General features: G+C 73.3%; 18 protein-coding genes and 1 pseudogene. 11 read left to right on the top strand and 8 right to left on the bottom strand.

The features are described from left to right. Window positions 1-21 precede the first annotated feature (21 nt). From AB0K25_RS30995 to AB0K25_RS30985, 3 genes are all read right to left on the bottom strand, one after another. Complete coding sequence (locus AB0K25_RS30995; protein ID WP_208567329.1) at window positions 22-393, bottom strand: hypothetical protein; 372 nt, start codon at window positions 391-393, stop codon at window positions 22-24. Beyond that, window positions 390-872: a DUF6232 family protein gene (locus tag AB0K25_RS30990; RefSeq protein WP_208567328.1), complete on the bottom strand. Its 483-nt coding sequence runs from the start codon at window positions 870-872 to the stop codon at window positions 390-392. Before AB0K25_RS30990 ends, AB0K25_RS30995 begins: the two co-directional genes overlap by 4 nt. Before the next feature lie 146 nt (window positions 873-1,018). Beyond that, window positions 1,019-1,606 (bottom strand): DUF6232 family protein, encoded by a 588-nt coding sequence (locus AB0K25_RS30985; protein ID WP_219467985.1) that lies wholly within the window; start codon window positions 1,604-1,606, stop codon window positions 1,019-1,021. A gap of 98 nt (window positions 1,607-1,704) precedes the next feature. On the opposite strand from AB0K25_RS30985, the gene AB0K25_RS30980 reads away from it, so the two are divergent. From AB0K25_RS30980 to AB0K25_RS30965, 4 genes are all read left to right on the top strand, one after another. After that, window positions 1,705-2,478 (top strand): enoyl-CoA hydratase-related protein, encoded by a 774-nt coding sequence (locus AB0K25_RS30980; protein ID WP_219467988.1) that lies wholly within the window; start codon window positions 1,705-1,707, stop codon window positions 2,476-2,478. 149 nt (window positions 2,479-2,627) lie between these two features. After that, window positions 2,628-4,250, top strand: coding sequence for an acetolactate synthase (locus AB0K25_RS30975; RefSeq protein WP_219467990.1), 1,623 nt, complete (start codon window positions 2,628-2,630; stop codon window positions 4,248-4,250). Between the two features lie 144 nt (window positions 4,251-4,394). Further along, window positions 4,395-5,387, top strand: coding sequence for an ATP-binding cassette domain-containing protein (locus tag AB0K25_RS30970; protein ID WP_363823928.1), 993 nt, complete (start codon window positions 4,395-4,397; stop codon window positions 5,385-5,387). Then, the gene (locus AB0K25_RS30965; RefSeq protein WP_208567323.1) at window positions 5,384-6,202 is read left to right on the top strand and encodes an ABC transporter permease; all 819 of its coding nucleotides are present in this window, start codon (window positions 5,384-5,386) and stop codon (window positions 6,200-6,202) included. Before AB0K25_RS30970 ends, AB0K25_RS30965 begins: the two co-directional genes overlap by 4 nt. A 158-nt stretch (window positions 6,203-6,360) precedes the next feature. On the opposite strand, the pseudogene AB0K25_RS30960 reads toward AB0K25_RS30965, so the two are convergent. The 3 genes and pseudogenes from AB0K25_RS30960 to AB0K25_RS30950 all read right to left on the bottom strand — a co-directional run. Continuing rightward, window positions 6,361-6,750: pseudogene (locus AB0K25_RS30960) on the bottom strand (PLD nuclease N-terminal domain-containing protein); the annotation flags it as partial. Between the two features lie 27 nt (window positions 6,751-6,777). Beyond that, window positions 6,778-7,104, bottom strand: a complete 327-nt coding sequence (locus AB0K25_RS30955; protein WP_307799210.1) for a DUF202 domain-containing protein — start codon at window positions 7,102-7,104, stop codon at window positions 6,778-6,780. Beyond that, complete coding sequence (locus AB0K25_RS30950) at window positions 7,101-7,490, bottom strand: DUF202 domain-containing protein (protein ID WP_208567321.1); 390 nt, start codon at window positions 7,488-7,490, stop codon at window positions 7,101-7,103. The genes AB0K25_RS30955 and AB0K25_RS30950 overlap by 4 nt, the downstream gene beginning before the upstream one ends. A gap of 41 nt (window positions 7,491-7,531) precedes the next feature. On the opposite strand from AB0K25_RS30950, the gene AB0K25_RS30945 reads away from it, so the two are divergent. From AB0K25_RS30945 to AB0K25_RS30930, 4 genes are all read left to right on the top strand, one after another. After that, the gene (locus tag AB0K25_RS30945; protein ID WP_363823925.1) at window positions 7,532-8,329 is read left to right on the top strand and encodes a GNAT family N-acetyltransferase; all 798 of its coding nucleotides are present in this window, start codon (window positions 7,532-7,534) and stop codon (window positions 8,327-8,329) included. Between the two features lie 2 nt (window positions 8,330-8,331). Continuing rightward, window positions 8,332-8,748: a hypothetical protein gene (locus AB0K25_RS30940; protein ID WP_219468001.1), complete on the top strand. Its 417-nt coding sequence runs from the start codon at window positions 8,332-8,334 to the stop codon at window positions 8,746-8,748. 406 nt (window positions 8,749-9,154) lie between these two features. After that, window positions 9,155-9,934: an electron transfer flavoprotein subunit beta/FixA family protein gene (locus AB0K25_RS30935; RefSeq protein WP_208567318.1), complete on the top strand. Its 780-nt coding sequence runs from the start codon at window positions 9,155-9,157 to the stop codon at window positions 9,932-9,934. Between the two features lie 11 nt (window positions 9,935-9,945). Beyond that, a complete protein-coding gene (locus AB0K25_RS30930; RefSeq protein ID WP_208567317.1) occupies window positions 9,946-10,905 on the top strand; it encodes an electron transfer flavoprotein subunit alpha/FixB family protein in 960 nt (319 codons plus the stop codon). Window positions 10,906-11,142: 237 nt separating this feature from the next. On the opposite strand, the gene AB0K25_RS30925 is transcribed toward AB0K25_RS30930, so the two are convergent. Beyond that, the gene (locus AB0K25_RS30925; protein ID WP_219468004.1) at window positions 11,143-12,021 is read right to left on the bottom strand and encodes an anti-sigma factor; all 879 of its coding nucleotides are present in this window, start codon (window positions 12,019-12,021) and stop codon (window positions 11,143-11,145) included. Continuing rightward, window positions 11,975-12,580, bottom strand: a complete 606-nt coding sequence (locus tag AB0K25_RS30920) for a sigma-70 family RNA polymerase sigma factor (protein WP_208567315.1) — start codon at window positions 12,578-12,580, stop codon at window positions 11,975-11,977. Before AB0K25_RS30920 ends, AB0K25_RS30925 begins: the two co-directional genes overlap by 47 nt. Window positions 12,581-12,831: 251 nt before the next feature. Here AB0K25_RS30920 and AB0K25_RS30915 point away from each other — a divergent pair, with 251 nt between their 5' ends. The 3 genes from AB0K25_RS30915 to AB0K25_RS30905 all read left to right on the top strand — a co-directional run bounded on the left by AB0K25_RS30915 (window position 12,832) and on the right by AB0K25_RS30905 (window position 15,790). Then, the gene (locus AB0K25_RS30915) at window positions 12,832-13,662 is read left to right on the top strand and encodes a DUF4397 domain-containing protein (RefSeq protein ID WP_208567314.1); all 831 of its coding nucleotides are present in this window, start codon (window positions 12,832-12,834) and stop codon (window positions 13,660-13,662) included. Beyond that, window positions 13,659-14,327 carry a class F sortase gene (locus AB0K25_RS30910; protein WP_208567313.1) on the top strand — a complete coding sequence of 223 codons (669 nt, stop codon included), beginning with the start codon at window positions 13,659-13,661 and terminating at the stop codon, window positions 14,325-14,327. Before AB0K25_RS30915 ends, AB0K25_RS30910 begins: the two co-directional genes overlap by 4 nt. 287 nt (window positions 14,328-14,614) lie before the next feature. Beyond that, complete coding sequence (locus AB0K25_RS30905; protein ID WP_208567312.1) at window positions 14,615-15,790, top strand: cysteine desulfurase family protein; 1,176 nt, start codon at window positions 14,615-14,617, stop codon at window positions 15,788-15,790. The last annotated feature ends 194 nt before the right edge of the window (window positions 15,791-15,984 follow it).

The following is a 15,984-nucleotide window of genomic DNA, read 5'->3' as shown; positions in this document are numbered from 1 at the left end:
CGCAGCCGGCGCAGCGGGGGGTCACGGCCGGGCGCGGGCCACCCGCAGCGCCCACCAGATCAGCGGCGCCTGTAGGGGCACCCGCCCGTAGGCGACCGCCCGGCGCAGCGGGGGTTGCCGTCGCCAGTCCACCGCCATCTGCACGTTGGCCGGGAACACCGCCGTGAACAGCGCCGCTGCGGCCAGACCGCCCCGGCGTCGGGTGGCCGGGTGCGCCAGCGCCGCCGCCACCAGCAGCTCGACCACCCCACTGGCGTACGTCCAGCGGCGGGCGGGTCCGGGCAGTGCCCGGGGCACGATCCGGTCGTACGGGCGGGGCTTCGCGAAGTGGGTGACGCCGGCCAGGGCGAGCAGACCGGCCAGGGCGACGGCCTCGCCGCGACGGGTGCTCATCGGTGTTCCCCCTGCTGTTCGACCGCGCGTTGGACGGCGCGGTAGATCTGTCCGAACCGTAGCGCGTCGGGGGTGCGCAGCAGCATCACTTCCTGACCGAGGTGCTGCACCCACAGCTCGTTGACCCGGTTGCCGCGTTCGTAGGAGCGGTCCAGCCAGCCCAGCGGCAGCTCCAGGAAGGGCAGCAGGGCGAGCACCCCGACGGCGCAGGCGGCCAGCACGAGCAGGGCCGGCTTCCATTCGCCGCGGTCCTGTGCCGACCAGAGCAGTGAGACCACGCAGACCAGGGCGACCAAGGGGGGCAGCGAGAGCAGCAGCACCAGTACGCCGCGTCCGAGGATGCGGGACCGGACGGCCATCGTGGTGGCCCCCCGGGCGTGCCAGACGTACGCCACGTCGGCGATCCGGACGATCTGCCCGCCGGCCGTGATCGACTCGGAGGTCACCTGCACCGTGTCGTCCCGGTAATAGAGGGTCATCACTAACCCTAACCGTTCGCAGCCGGCCGGTGCCGGGCCGTGTTCGGTCGATCGGGCCTTCCTGAGGGCCGGCTGCCGGTCGGCCGGTGCTTCGCGGGCCCGGTGACCTGGTGGTCCGTACCCGGGACGACGGGTGGTGCGGACGGCTACGAACTGCGGCGGGGCCCGGGGCCCTCGCCGGTCGAGCCGGTCGCGTGCTGCCGCCCGGGGCCGGCCGTCGACCCGCCGTGGCGCTCCGTGCGCACCGGCGGCCCGGGGTCGTGGCCGGCCCGGGGTGGTGGCGCGGTGTTCTCCATCGCCCGCTGCACCGCCCGGTAGATCCGGCCGAAGCGCAGCGCGTCGCCGGTGCGCAGCAGCAGCACCGGCCGCCCATGCCAGCGGACCCACAGCTCACGCTGCCGGCTGCCCTGGTCGTAGGAGCGGTCCAGGCGGTCGAAGAGGAAGTCGGCGACCGGCCCGACGGCCAGCCCGACCAGCACCGACGCGCCGACGATGGCGAGCGTGACGGTGGGGGAGCGGTGTAGCCAGACCGCCACCGCGATGCCGATCACCGCAGCCACCAGCGGGCCGGCCAGGGCGGCGCCGATCGCCCCCCGTCCGGCGAGCACCCGCCAGGAGCGGTCGCCCCGGCGGTGCCAGACCAGGCCGATCTCGGCCAGCGGAAAGGCGCGACCGTCGACCCGGATGGCGGTGGAGGTGACCTGCACCGACCGGTCGTCGTAATACGTGATCATGGCGGGACTCCCGGGCGCGGGTGGCGAACACCAGACTACGTACCCCAACGATCCGGGTCGTAAGGTTGGCACGACTTCGACGAGGAAGTAGGGGTGGCGTGAGCGAGTTCGTGCGGTTGGAGACCAGGGACGGCATCGGCACCATCCGGCTGGAGCGGCCGCCGATGAACGCGCTCAACAAGCAGGTCCAGGAGGAGTTGCGGGCCGCCGCGACGGCCGCCTCCGCCGACCCGGGCGTCCGCGCCGTCATCGTGTACGGCGGGGAGAAGGTCTTCGCCGCCGGCGCCGACATCAAGGAGATGGCCGACATGTCCTACGTGGACATGGCGGAGCGGGCCGCCGACCTGTCCAGCGCCGTCGGCGCGCTCGCCCGGATCCCCAAGCCGGTGGTCGCCGCGATCACCGGCTACGCCCTCGGTGGCGGCTGTGAGCTGGCGCTGGCCTGTGACTGGCGGGTGGTGGCCGAGGACGCCAAGCTCGGCCAGCCGGAGATCAAACTCGGCGTCATCCCCGGTGCGGGCGGCACCCAGCGGCTGGCCCGGCTGGTCGGCCCGGCCCGCGCCAAGGATCTGATCATGTCGGGCCGGATGGTGGACGCGGCGGAGGCGCTGCGGATCGGGCTGGCGGACCGGGTCGCCCCGGCCGCCGAGGTCTACGACACCGCCGTCGCGCTGGTGCGGCCGTACCTGACCGGGCCGGTGCAGGCGTTGCGGGCGGCGAAGCTGGCGGTCGACGCCGGCCTGGACATGGACCTGACCTCCGGGCTGGCGTGGGAGAGCCAGCTCTTCGCCGCGCTCTTCGCCACCGACGACCGGCGCGAGGGGATGGCCGCGTTCGTCGAGAAGCGCAAGCCGGACTTCACCGGCCGCTGACCCGTCCCGCCCCGGGCCGCGCTCCTGCTGGTCCGGGGCGGACTCCCGGCGCGATGGTGGCGGTGCCGCCGACGCCGTGCCGGGAGGTGTTCACATCCCGCCTACCGGCCAGTAGCGTGTGACTCCGGTCAGCGGACGAGGGAGCGGCGATGACGGAACGGGTCGAGGGCCACGGCGGAGCGCTGGCGTTGGCGGCACTGCGGGCGCACGGCGTACGGGAGATGTTCACCCTCTCCGGCGGGCACGTCTTCCCGCTCTACGACGCCGCGCACACCACCGGCTTCCCGATCTACGACGTCCGGCACGAGCAGTCCGCCGTCTTCGCCGCCGAGGCGGTGGCCAAGCTTCAGCGCCGCCCCGGCCTCGCCGTACTCACCGCCGGCCCCGGCGTCACCAACGGCATCTCGGGCCTGACCAGCGCCTTCTTCAACGCCTCACCGGTGCTGGTGCTGGGCGGCCGGGCCCCGCAGTTCCGCTGGGGTTCCGGCAGCCTCCAGGAGATGGACCACCTGCCGCTGGTCGCCCCCGTCACCAAGCACGCCGAGACGGTGTTCACCGCCGACGACATCCCCCGCGCGGTCTCCGCCGCGTTGACCACCGCGCTCACCCCGCACCGGGGCCCGGTCTTCCTCGACTTCCCGCTGGAGGCGATCTTCTCCGTCGGCGACACCGAACTGGCCGCCCCGACCGCCGTCGCCCCGGTCGAACCCGACCCGGACGAGGTGACGAAGGCGGCCCGGTTGATCGCCGCCGCCGACCGTCCGGTGATCATCGCCGGTTCCGACGTGTACGCCGGGGACGCCGTCGCCGCGCTCCGCGAGGCCGCCGAGGCGTTGCAGGTGCCGGTCTTCACCAACGGCATGGGCCGCGGCGCGCTCCCGCCGCAGCACCCGCTCGCCTTCGCCAAGGCCCGCCGGGTCGCCCTCGGCGACGCGGACGTGGTGGTCGTCGTCGGCACCCCGCTGGACTTCCGGCTCAGTTTCGGCGACTTCGGCGACGCGGCGGTGGTGCACGTCGTCGACGCCCCCACCCAGCGGGCCGGGCACGTCCAGCCCGCCGCCAGCCCCGCCGGTGACCTGCGGCTGATCCTGTCCGCCTTCGCCGACCACACCGGCGACCGGGCCGACCACGCCGACTGGATCGCCCGGCTGCGCACCGCCGAGGACGCGGCACGGGCCCGTGACGCCGCCGAGATGGCCGCCGACACCGACCCGATCCGCCCGGCCCGGGTCTACGGCGAGCTGCGCCGGGCCCTCGCCCCGGACGCGATCACCATCGGCGACGGCGGCGACTTCGTCTCGTACGCCGGGCGCTACCTGGAGCCGTCGCAGCCCGGCACCTGGCTCGACCCCGGCCCGTACGGCTGCCTGGGCACCGGGATGGGCTACGCGATGGGGGCCCGGGTCAGCCACCCCGACCGGCAGGTCTGCGTGCTGATGGGCGACGGCGCGGCCGGTTTCTCGCTGATGGACGTCGAGTCGCTGGTCCGGCAGCGGCTGCCGGTGGTGATCGTGGTCGGCAACAACGGCATCTGGGGGCTGGAGAAGCACCCGATGCGGGCCATGTACGGCTACGACGTCGCCGCCGACCTGCAGCCCGAGCTGCGCTACGACAGGGTGGTCGAGGCGCTCGGCGGGGCCGGGGAGACGGTGGCGAAGGCCGCCGACCTCGGCCCGGCGCTGGGGCGGGCGTTCGACGCCGGGGTGCCGTACCTGGTCAACGTGCTCACCGACCCGGCCGACGCGTACCCGCGCTCGTCCAACCTGGCCTGACCACCCGGCGCGCGACCGTCGTCGGACCCGGCGGCGGTCGCGTTCTGCCGAGCGGATAAATCGGCGGAATGTCAGCGGCGACACACGTAACGTCAGACCCCTCGCTCATCGTTGGACGATCCAGCGATAACGACGGGAGTTCTGATGACATTCGCCATCCGCGCCGAGGGGCTGGTGCGCCGGTTCGGTGCCACCACCGCCCTGGCCGGGGTCGACCTTGAGGTGCCCACCGGGACGGTCTTCGGGCTGCTCGGCCCCAACGGCGCCGGCAAGACCACCGCGGTACGGGTGCTCGCCACCCTGCTCACCGCCGACGCGGGCCACGCCACGGTCGGCGGATACGACGTCCGCCGCGACGCCCACCAGGTCCGCCAGCTGATCGGCCTCACCGGCCAGTACGCCTCGGTCGACGAGAACCTGACCGGCACCGAGAACATGCTGCTCATCGGCCGGCTGCTGGGCCTGTCCCGGCGCGACGCCCGGGACCGGGCCGCCGAGCTGCTGGCCGGGTTCCAGCTCACCGACGCCGCCGGCCGGGCCGCGAAGACCTACTCCGGCGGGATGCGCCGGCGGCTCGACCTGGCGGCCAGCCTGGTCGGTCGGCCGCAGGTGCTCTTCCTCGACGAGCCGACCACCGGTCTCGACCCGCGCAGCCGCAACGACCTGTGGGACATCGTCCGGGGCCTGGTCGCCGATGGGGTGACCGTGCTGCTGACCACGCAGTACCTGGAGGAGGCCGACCAGTTGGCCGACGAGATCGCCGTGGTCGACCACGGTCGGGTGATCGCCCAGGGCACCCCGGAGGAGCTGAAGGCCAAGACCGGCGGCCAGGTGCTGACGGTCCGGCCGGTCGAGGCCACCGACCTGGCCACCGTGCTCGCCGTCGTCGGCGAGGTGACCGGGGTCGACCCGGAGGTCGTCCAGACCACGGTCAGCGCGCCGGTCAACGGTCCGGGCGCGTTGCCCGCCGTGGTGCGCCGGCTCGACGACGCCGAGGTGCAGGTCGCCGAGCTGGCCCTGCGCGGGTCCAGCCTCGACGAGGTGTTCCTCTCCCTCACCGGCCACCGCGCCGAGGACACCGCCGACACCGCCGGCCTCGCCGACACCGCTGACGCCCTGGAAGGGAGCCCGGCATGACCGCCGTGACCGTCGCCGCTCCGTCGGCCCGACCCGTACCGGCCCGCCGGCTCAGCCCGGCCGCCGGTCTGCGGCACACCGGCACGCTGGCCTGGCGCAGCCTGGTGCAGATCAAACACAACCCGATGGAGCTGCTCGACCTGAGCATCCAACCGGTGATGTTCGTGTTGCTCTTCACCTACGTCTTCGGTGGGGCGATCTCGGGCAGCCCGGGGGAATACCTCACCTTCGCGCTGCCCGGCATCATCGTGCAGAACGCCTTCTTCGCCACCATGACCACCGGTTTCGGGCTGAACCAGGATCTCACCAAGGGCGTCTTCGACCGGCTGCGGTCGTTGCCGGTGGCCCGGTGGTCCCCGCTCGCCGGCCGGATCGTCGCCGACACGGTCAAGCAGGCGTGGTCGTTGTCGCTGCTGCTCGGCGTCGGGATGATCCTCGGCTTCCGGCTCGGCAACGGCCTGCTCGGCCTGCTCGCCGCGTTCGCTCTGCTGCTGGTCTTCTCGCTGGCCGCCGCCTGGATGTCGGTGCTGGTCGGGGTGCTGGTCAGTGAGCCGGACAAGGTGCAGATCTTCGGCTTCACGGTGATCTTCCCGCTGAGCTTCACCAGCAACGCCTTCGTGCCGACCGAGACGATGCCGTCCTGGCTTCAGCACTGGGTCGAGGTGAACCCGGTGACCATCCTGGCGAACGCGCTGCGCGGCCTGCTGGTCGGCGGGCCGGTCGCCGGGCCGGTGCTCCAGTCGCTGCTCTGGGCGGTCGTCATCGCCGCCGTCTTCGCCCCGCTCGCGGTCAGGGGTCTACGCCGTCGGTTGTGACCGGGGTGGCGACGTTGGGGGTCACCCGGTGTGTTCGGGTGACCCCGGCGGGGTCAGATCTCGGGCCGGTCGCCCTCGCGGGGTCGTTCGCCGTCGTGCGGTGCGGCGTCCTGTCGGGTCGGCGGGTGGTCGGCGGGCGGGGTGTCCTCCCGTGGCGGCGCACCGTCGCGGGGGCGCTTCCCGTCGTGCCGGCGCAGGTCGTCCTCCCGGCGGCGGAGGTCCTCCTCCCAACGCTGGAAGAGGGCGTTGTCGTCCCGGCGGGCACGTTCGTCGATCGACTTCAGGAACTCGGGGTCGTCGTCAGGCGCGACGGGTCGTCGGGAGCCGGTGCCGGACGGCCATCCGCCGCGTCGGTCACCCGTGGGGGCGGGTCGACCGGCGAGGAACCAGGCGATCGAGCCGACCAACGGGAAGACCAGGATGACCAGGACCCAGGCGAACCGGGGCAGCCCCCGGATCCCCTCGTCCTCCGCGGAGAGGCAACTGATCAGCGCACCGGCGGCGAGCACCACCTGGAGCAGGAACAACACCACATAGAGCCGGGCCATGCCCCCATCATGGCGCAGCCGTGCGCGTCACCACACCCCACGCAGCACCAGCGCCACGCACAGCAGTGCCAGACCGGTCGTGCCGAGGGCCATCAGCGGTACGGCGTGGGTGTCGATCCGGGCCTGCCGGCGGCCGGTGGCCCGCCCCCAGCCCACCACCAGCGTCGCCCACCAGGTCGCCACGGTGACCCCGGCCAGCAGGGCACCGGCGGTGTCGCCGGTCAGCGCCAACCGGACCGCCAGCACGGTCACCACCGTGTACGCCAGCCCCATGCGCCGCCAGGCCAGCCGGGTGCGCTCCGGTTGCAGGCCGGGATCGCGGGTGCCGTCCCCGCCCGCCGGCACCCCGGTCACCCGCTCACCCCGCGCGCCAGGACCGCCACCACCAGCAGCAGCGCGCCCACCGCCACGATCAGGGCGAGGACGGCCGGGAAGCGGGAGGCCGGCAGGCGTTCGCCGAGCCGGATGGCCCGTTCGGTGCGGGACCAGTGGTCCACCGCCCGGACGGCGACGGTCGCGCCGAGCAGCAGCAGCGCCACGGCGATCGCCTCCCGCAGGTGGCGCAGTGGCAGCGGCGGGAGGAACTGGGCGGCGGCCAGCCCGCCCGCGATCAGCGCCAGCCCGGTGCGCAGCCAGGCCAGGAAGGTCCGTTCGTTGGCCAGCGAGAAGCGGTAGTCGGGGGTGCTGCCCACGGAGTTGAGGTCCGACGGGTCGAACCACCGTCTGATCGCCTGCCACACGACGCCGATTATCCGCTTTACCGTCGACATAGCCTGGAGCGATGACCGATCTTGATGCCTCCACCCTGCGCGACACCTACGACCGGCAGCTCCGGCCGGAGATCCCCGACCCGGTCCCGGCCGGCGTGACCGTCGAACACGACGGCCCGCTGGTGCGCATCCTGGGTCTGGACCATGGCGGTTTCCTCACCTACCGCACCCTGGACGGGCTGGTCGGGGAGGACCTGGATGCGCTGATCGCCCGGCAGGTCGAGCTGTTCCGGCAGCGCGGCGAGTCGGTGGAGTGGAAGCACAACACCCACGACGAGCCCGCCGACCTGCCGGACCGGCTGCGCGCCGCCGGCTTCGTGCCGGAGGACCGGGAGACCGTGCTGATCGGGCCGGTCGCGCCGCTGGCGGGTGCCGTGCCGGTGCTCCCCGAGGGGGTACGGCTGCGCGAGGTCACCGGTCTGGTCGACCTGGAGCGGATCGCCGCGATGGAGGAGGAGGTCTGGCGCAGCGACCGTTCCCACCTGGTCACCGGGCTGGCCCGGGAGATCGAGGCGGACCCGCAGTCGATCACGGTGGTGGTGGCCGAGGCGGGGGAGACGGTGGTCAGCGCCGGTTGGGTGCGCTACCTCAACGGCACCGGCTTCGCCAGCCTGTGGGGCGGTTCGACGCTCGAACAGTGGCGGCGGCGGGGCATCTACCGGGCGCTGGTGGCCTACCGGGCCCGGCTGGCCGACCAGCGGGGCAAGACGTTGTTGCAGGTGGACGCCTCGGAGGACAGCAGGCCGATCCTGGAGCGACTCGGCTTCGTACCGGTCACCACGACCACCCCCTACGTCTACACTCCGTGATGATGGAGCAGCGGCTGACGGACGACGAGCAGCAGGTTCTCAAGACGGGCGCCTTCGGGGCGGTCTTCCTGGTGTCGAACGCCGATCCGGGCGTGTTCGCGATGATCCGGGAGAGCTTCGCCGCGTCCGGGGCGTTCGCCGGGGCCAGTGGCCTGGTGAAGGAGGCGCTGACCGCGGGCGGGCTGCCCCGGCTGCCCCGGGACTCGGCGCTGGAGATCGAGTCGGTGGTGCTGCCGGCGTTGGGGCGTGCGGTGGACATCCTGCGGGAGAAGTCGCCGGCCGACCTGTCGGCGTACCGCGAGCTGGTGGTGACGGCGGCGGAGCAGGTGGCCAGTGCGCACCGGGGGGTGACGCCGGCCGAGGCGGACGCCATCGAGCGGATCAGGACCGCCCTGGCCGGGCCCGTCGAGCCGGCCTGATCGGGTCGCGTGTGCCCGGTCGCGCCGGGCTGGCCCGGGGCCGGGTCGGCGGCCCTGATCGACCCCGAGGTCGCCGGTCCGGGGTGGTCGGTCGTGCTGGTGCCGACCGGTTCCTGCGGTTCACCGCTGTCGACGTCCGCCGCCGCCCCGACGAGGTCGTGGCCCAACTCTCGGTGGGTGGTCAGGTTCGAGGGGTGGGCTGTCGGCTCTGCGTCAGGGTGCGCCTGTCGCGGTGAGCTGTGTCACCGCGGGTGACCCGGAGGGTTAACCTACTGGCAGGTAACATTGCGTTCGTGGGCAACTGCACAGCAGCCCGCGGTTGACCGGGTGTCAACGACGCGCAAAGCTCCGCCCTTAACCGGGCGAGCAGATCGCACACCACCAACAGGAGGGTTGTCGAATCGCGATGAACATCGTCGTACTCGTCAAGCAGGTGCCTGATTCGGGCGCGGACCGCAACCTGCGTGCTGACGACAACACCGTCGACCGCGGTTCGGCGAACAACGTCATCAACGAGATGGACGAGTACGCCATCGAGGAGGCGCTGAAGATCAAGGAGGCGCACGGTGGCGAGGTCACCATCCTGACCATGGGGCCCGACCGGGCCACCGAATCGATCCGCAAGGCGCTCTCCATGGGCCCCGACGCCGCCGTGCACGTCCTCGACGACGCCCTGCACGGGTCCTGCGCGGTGGCCACCTCGAAGGTGCTCGCCGCCGCCCTCGGGCAGCTGGGCGCCGACCTGGTGATCTGCGGCGCCGAGTCGACCGACGGCCGGGTCCAGGTCATGCCGCACATGCTCGCCGAGCGGTTGGGGGTCGCCGCGCTGACCGGTGCCCGCAAGCTCACCGTCGACGGCGGCACGCTGACCGTGGAGCGGCAGACCGAGGAGGGCTACGAGGTGGTCACCGCCTCGACCCCGGCCGTGGTCTCCGTCTGGGACACCATCAACGAGCCGCGCTACCCCTCCTTCAAGGGCATCATGGCCGCCAAGAAGAAGCCGGTGAAGACGCTGTCCCTGGCCGACCTGGGCGTCGCGCCGACCGAGGTGGGTTTCGAAGGCGCGACCAGCGCCGTCGTCGAGCACACCAGGCGTCCGCCGCGCTCCGGCGGCGCCAAGATCACCGACGAGGGCGAGGGCGGCGTCAAGCTGGTCGAGTTCCTCGCCACCGAGAAGTTCGTCTGAGGGGTCTGAACATGGCTGAGGTACTCGTCGTCGTCGAAGCCACCAGGGAGTTCGGCGTCAAGAAGGTCACCCTGGAAATGCTGACCCTCGCCCGCGGGCTGGGCACCCCGAGCGCCGTGGTGCTCGGCGGCGCCGGTGCCGCCGACGCGCTGAGCGCCAAGCTCGGCGAGTACGGCGCGGAGAAGATCTACGCCGCCGAGAGCGAGGAGATCGACGGTCACCTGGTCGCCCCCAAGGCGACCGTGCTGGCCGAACTGGTCAACCGGGTGCAGCCGGCCGCCGTCCTGCTGGCCTCGGCCCAGGAGGGCAAGGAGATCGCCGCCCGGCTGGCCGTCAAGCTGGACAACGGCATTCTGACCGACGTGGTCGGCCTCGACGCCGACGGCACCGCCACCCAGGTCGCCTTCGCCGGCTCCACCATCGTCAAGTCCAAGGTCACCAAGGGCCTGCCGCTGGTCACCGTACGGCCGAACTCGGTCACCCCGACGCCGGCGGCGGCCACCCCGGCCGTCGAGCAGCTCACCGTCGCGGTCACCGACACCGACAAGCTGGCGAAGGTCGTCGAGCGGGTCGCCGAGCAGAAGGGCTCCCGCCCCGAGCTGACCGAGGCCGGCATCGTCGTCTCCGGCGGTCGCGGCGTCGGCAACGCCGACAACTTCAAGCTGGTCGAGGAGCTGGCCGACCTGCTCGGCGGTGCCGTCGGGGCGTCCCGCGCGGCGGTCGACTCCGGTTACTACCCGCACCAGTTCCAGGTCGGGCAGACCGGCAAGACCGTCTCCCCGCAGCTCTACGTCGCGCTGGGCATCTCCGGTGCGATCCAGCACCGGGCCGGCATGCAGACCTCGAAGACGATCGTCGCCGTGAACAAGGACGGCGAGGCCCCGATCTTCGAGCTGGCCGACTACGGCGTGGTGGGCGACCTGTTCAAGATCGTGCCGCAGGCCGCCGAGGAGATCCGCAAGCGTAAGTGACCCGACCCGGGTCCGCACTGGAGCCGCCGTCCGGTCCGCCCGGGCGGCGGCTCCGTCGTGGTGCCGGGTCTGGCGTGGTGCCCGGTCCCGGCGTGGTGACGGGCGGGCGGCGGCGCTGCCCGGCGATCCGGCCGGCGCCGAATTGCGCAACGACCCGGAAGACGGGGGCACGACCCCGGTTCCGGCCGTGGTGAGGGGAGCTGATCGGCGGGCCGGGGAGCTGAACCGGCCCACCGATCAGCCCGTCAGGGTGCCCCTCAGCAGGCTGTCGCCGGAGTGGGCGGGCTTGTTGTCGTACTGCTCGGCGGAGACGTCGACCACCGAGTACGCCTGGAGATCCACATTCGGGGGCAGGGGCAGCAGCGCATCACCCGAGCTGCCCCGCAGCACACCCACCGAGAACATCTCCATGCTCGTCGGATTGATCAGCCAGACCTCGTAGTACCCCGCAACGTCCGGGAGATTCGCGACGTGCAGATGCAGTCGGCCGTCGGCGAAGACCCGGGCGTCACCGTTGGCGTCCTTCGGCGTGCTGCCGTACGCGGCCAGTGGTGCGCTGGCCAGCACCTCCTGCCGGGGTGTGGAGTCCCGGTCACCGAGGACGGCGACGGTGCCGAGCACCGCGATCGCCGCGGCGGCGGTCGCCGAGACGACCGTGGTCGCCCAGCGGGGCCACCGCCGGGACCGGCCCGCCGGTCGTGCGGCGGCCCGCCCGCTGCCCGGGGACGACTGCCGCCGCCGGGAACCCGGCCGGTCGCCGGTCACCGCCGACAGCTGCCGGTACGCCGGGTCGACGTCGTCACCGGTCGCCGGCTGTGCCGGCACGGGACGTACCCCCGTCGGGTCGGGCCCGAGATCCTGACGGTGGGCCTGCGCCGACGACGGCGCCTGCGCCACGGCGTCGAGTTCGGCCAGGATGCCCGCCCAGAGGTGGGCCGGCGGGTCGGGCAGGTCGTGCAGGCCCTGGGTCTGCGCGCCCAGCCCGGCGACGTGCCGGAGGGTGTCCAGCTCGCCCCGGCAGGTCACGCAGCCGCCGAGGTGGTCGGTCTCACCGTGGTCCGCCTCGCTCTCACCGAGCGCCAGAAAGACCAGCCGGTCGTGGTCCAGGTGCTGCACCGTCCACCTCCCATCTGCGTTTCAAGCTCGCCATGCCCCGTCTGATGTGGCTCTTGACCGTGCCCAACGGCACTCCGGTCACCGTCGCGATCTGCTGGTGGGTCAGGTCGTCGTAGAAGGCCAGCTCCAACATCCGCCGTTGGTCGTCCGGGAGCCGGGCCAGCTCGTCGGCGACCACCAGCCGGTCGACCACTGTGTCCGGGTCCCCGCCGGTGGCGACCGGCTCGGGCAGCTGCCGGACCGTCTCCACCACCCGCATCTCCCGGGCCGAGGCGCGCAGCCGGTCGATCACCTTGCGCCGGCCGATGCCGAGCAGCCAACCGATCAGTGAACCCTTGGCCGGGTCGAAGGTGTCCCGCCCCAACCAGGCGGCGACGAACGTCGCCTGGGTCACGTCCTCCGCGTCGCTGCGGTTGGCCAGCGTGCTGGTGGCCAGGTGGTGCACGGCCCGGCCGTACCGGTCGTACGCCTCCCGCAGCGCGCTCTCGTCGCCCGCCCGGAAGCGCGCGGCCAACTCGTCGGGGGGTGGGGGTTCGGGTTCCTGGCCTGCTGTTCCCACCGCTGTCACCGGGCGGGTCGCCTTCCCTGGGGCATGCCCGACTGTAACGCCCACAGCCTCCGCCCCACTCTCCCGGTCCGTGTTCGCCTCCACTCGTCTCACCTGCTCTTCGTCGCCGGGGGCGGCCCCGGATGCACCCCGGACGAAGAAAAAGAAAGTGGTGTCCGGCTGCATCCGGCGGTGCGACGGGTGGCGTAACCCGTTCTGCAAGCCAGACCTGACGAACCAGCACCAATCACCAGGAGGCAGACATGCAGCTCGCTATCTTCCGTCGGGTCGCCGCAGGCGGCGCGGTGGCCGCCCTGGCCTTCGCGGGCGTCGGCGCCGCGACCACGACCCCGGCGTACGCCGCCTCGTCCAAGGTCTCCGTCGTGCACGGCATCCCGGACACCCCGGTCGACGTCTACGTCAACGGCGAGAAGACCCTCGACAACTTCAAGCCCGGTGACGTGGCCGGCCCGCTGACCCTGCCCGAGGGCGAGTACGACATCGCGCTGACCAAGCCGGGTGAGCCGGTCGGCAGCGCGATCCTCAAGGTCGACGACGCCAAGGTGCCCGGTGGCGCCAACATCAGCCTCGCCGCGCACCTCAGCGCGGACGGCAAGCCGCAGATCACCCCCTTCGTCAACGACACCGCCAAGCTGGCCGCCGGCAAGGCCCGACTGATCGTCCGGCACACCGCCGCCGCCCCGGCGGTCGACGTCCGGGCCGGTGGCAAGCCGGTCTTCGAGGACCTCACCAACCCGAAGGAGGCCAAGGCGGACGTCGACGCGGGCACGGTCAAGGCCGACGTGGTACTGGCCGGCACCGACACCGTGGCGATCGGCCCGGCGGACCTCAACCTCAAGGAGGGCACCGCCACCATCGTCTACGCGATCGGCTCGGCCGAGGCCAAGAACCTCGACGTGGTCGCCCAGACCATCACCGGTCTGCACTCCGCCCCGGGCGGGGTGCCCAGCGGCACCGGCGGGCAGGCCGGCACCGGCGTCGACACCTGGTGGTACGTGCTGGCGGGCGCCGGCGTGCTGCTGCTGGTCGGCGGTGGGGCGCGGGTGGCCACCACCCGGACCGGTCGCCGGTGACGGTGCGACACCGCGGGGCGCTGGCGGCGATGGCCGCCGGCGTCGCCGCGCTCACCATCGCCACCGTCGTGGCCTGCGGATCGCAACCGGCCGACGACGTCGGCACCGACGAGGCCGCGGCCCTGGCCAGCAGCAACCCGCCGAGTCCGACGACCGGCACCGGCGGCGGCCCCTCGGTGCCGGTGACCGCCGGGGGCCTGCCGACCGACGAGCGGACCGTGCCGCCGGTGAAGCTGCGCATCCCGGCGATCGACGTCACCGCCACGGTCAACCCGGTGGGCGTCGACACCCGGACCGACGAGTTTGACGTCCCGCCGAGCGTGGACCAGATCGGCTGGTACCGGTACGGCCCCGGGCTGGAGACCGACGCCGGCTCGGTGGTGATCGCCGGCCACGTCGACAGCTCCGAGCAGGGCAAGGGGGCGTTCTTCCGGCTCCGCGAACTCGACCGGGGCGACACCCTCACCGCCACCGGCGCGGACGGGAAACAGCGGGCCTACCGGGTCGTCGCCCGCGAGGAGTACGCCAAGACGAAGATCCCACTGGACCGGTACTTCGCCCGGGACGGCAAGCCGCGCCTCACGTTGATCACCTGCGGTGGCCCGTTCGACCCGAAGACCCGGCACTACCGGGACAACATCGTCGTCACGGCCGTACCGGCCTGAGGCGCTGCCGTGCCTGGGGCGCTGCCGTGTCGGCCTGATGCGCTGCCGTGTCGGCCTCCGGACGGCCGCCGCGCCGGCGTACCCGCGTGCCGCCGTCCGGACGGCCGGTGATGCGCCGGTGGGTCGGCCCGGCTTCCAGTCGGACCGGGACCGAACCGGTCCTGGTCCGACCGGGTCGGGCCGGGCCACGCTTCGGCCTGGTCCGACCGGGTCGGGCCGGGCCACACTTCGGTACGGGGCGATCCGGCATCCGACGGTCCGTGCCCCGGCCGTTACGCTGAACAGTGATGGCATACCTGGATCACGCGGCGACCACCCCGATGCTCGACGAGGCGTTGGCGGCGTACGTCGCCACCGCCCGCGAGGTCGGCAACGCGTCGTCGTTGCACGCGACGGGCCGGCGTGCCCGGCGGCGGGTGGAGGAGTCCCGCGAGCGGGTGGCCGCGGTGCTGGGCGCCCGCCCCTCCGAGGTCATCTTCACCGGCGGCGGCACGGAGAGCGACAACCTCGCCGTGAAGGGCATCTTCTGGGCCAGGCGGGCAGCCCGGCCTGACCGGGTCCGGGTGGTCTCCAGCGCCGTCGAGCACCACGCCGTCCTCGACGCGGTCGACTGGCTCGCCGACCACGAAGCCGCCGAGGTCGCCTGGCTGCCCACGGACGCCGCCGGCAAGCTCGACCCGGAACGACTGCGCACCGAGCTGGCCGAGCACGCCGAGCGGGTCGCCGTGGTGACCGCGATGTGGGCCAACAACGAGGTCGGCACCGTGCAGCCGGTGGCCGCGCTGGCCGCCGTGGCCGCCGAACACGGGGTGCCGTTGCACACCGACGCCGTGCAGGCGGTCGGCCAGGTCCCCGTCGACTTCGCGGCCAGCGGGGTCGCCGCGCTCACCGTGACCGGGCACAAGCTAGGCGGCCCGACCGGGGTCGGCGCGCTGCTGCTCGCCCGGGACGTCGCCGCCACCCCGCTGCTGCACGGCGGCGGGCAGGAACGCGACGTCCGCTCCGGCACCCTGGACACCGCCGGCATCGTCGCCTTCGCGGTCGCCGTCGAAACGGCGGTCAAGGGCCAGCAGGAGTACGCCGCCCGGGTAGCCGCGCTCCGCGACGACCTGGTCCGACGGGTCCGGGAGGCGGTGCCCGAAGTGGTGTTCAACGGCGACCCCGTCGACCGGCTGCCCGGCAACGCGCACTTCTCCTTCCCCGGTTGCGAGGGGGACGCCCTGCTGCTCCTGCTCGACGCCCAGGGCATCGCCTGCTCCACCGGCTCGGCCTGTTCGGCGGGGGTGGCCCAGCCCAGCCACGTACTCCTGGCGATGGGTGCCGACCACGACCGGGCCCGCTCCTCGTTGCGCTTCACCCTCGGCCACACCAGCACCTCCGCCGACGTCGACGCCCTCATCGCCGCCCTACCCGCCGCCGTCGACCGCGCCCGCCGAGCCGCCGCCCTCCGCACCCCCCGCTAACAGCGCTCGCTCCCGCTCCCGCCCCGCCCGCTCCCGCCCCGGCCCGCCCGCTCCCGCCCCGGCCCGCCCGCTCCCGCCCCGGCCCGCCCGCTCCCGCCCCGGCCCGCCCGCTCCCGCCCCGGCCCGCCCCGGTGATCAAGAGGTTTACGTCACCCGTCGGCCGGATTCTGACGCAAACCTCTTGATCACCCGCC

Origin of the sequence: Micromonospora sp. NPDC049257 (assembly GCF_040678915.1) — a bacterium.
Taxonomy (GTDB): Bacteria; Actinomycetota; Actinomycetes; order Mycobacteriales; family Micromonosporaceae; genus Micromonospora; species Micromonospora antibiotica.
Note: the sequence above shows the minus strand (reverse complement) of the source record. Positions and strands in the feature narration are given on the sequence as shown.

Excerpts from the sequence above, each read along its gene's own strand:
- AB0K25_RS30995 (WP_208567329.1), bottom strand. The coding sequence starts at position 393 with ATGAGCACCCGTCGCGGCGAGGCCGTCGCCCTGGCCGGTCTGCTCGCC.
- AB0K25_RS30990 (WP_208567328.1), bottom strand. The coding sequence starts at position 872 with ATGACCCTCTATTACCGGGACGACACGGTGCAGGTGACCTCCGAGTCG.
- AB0K25_RS30985 (WP_219467985.1), bottom strand. The coding sequence starts at position 1,606 with ATGATCACGTATTACGACGACCGGTCGGTGCAGGTCACCTCCACCGCC.
- AB0K25_RS30975 (WP_219467990.1), top strand. The coding sequence starts at position 2,628 with ATGACGGAACGGGTCGAGGGCCACGGCGGAGCGCTGGCGTTGGCGGCA.
- AB0K25_RS30970 (WP_363823928.1), top strand. The coding sequence starts at position 4,395 with ATGACATTCGCCATCCGCGCCGAGGGGCTGGTGCGCCGGTTCGGTGCC.
- AB0K25_RS30965 (WP_208567323.1), top strand. The coding sequence starts at position 5,384 with ATGACCGCCGTGACCGTCGCCGCTCCGTCGGCCCGACCCGTACCGGCC.
- AB0K25_RS30945 (WP_363823925.1), top strand. The coding sequence starts at position 7,532 with ATGACCGATCTTGATGCCTCCACCCTGCGCGACACCTACGACCGGCAG.
- AB0K25_RS30940 (WP_219468001.1), top strand. The coding sequence starts at position 8,332 with ATGGAGCAGCGGCTGACGGACGACGAGCAGCAGGTTCTCAAGACGGGC.
- AB0K25_RS30935 (WP_208567318.1), top strand. The coding sequence starts at position 9,155 with ATGAACATCGTCGTACTCGTCAAGCAGGTGCCTGATTCGGGCGCGGAC.
- AB0K25_RS30930 (WP_208567317.1), top strand. The coding sequence starts at position 9,946 with ATGGCTGAGGTACTCGTCGTCGTCGAAGCCACCAGGGAGTTCGGCGTC.
- AB0K25_RS30915 (WP_208567314.1), top strand. The coding sequence starts at position 12,832 with ATGCAGCTCGCTATCTTCCGTCGGGTCGCCGCAGGCGGCGCGGTGGCC.
- AB0K25_RS30905 (WP_208567312.1), top strand. The coding sequence starts at position 14,615 with ATGGCATACCTGGATCACGCGGCGACCACCCCGATGCTCGACGAGGCG.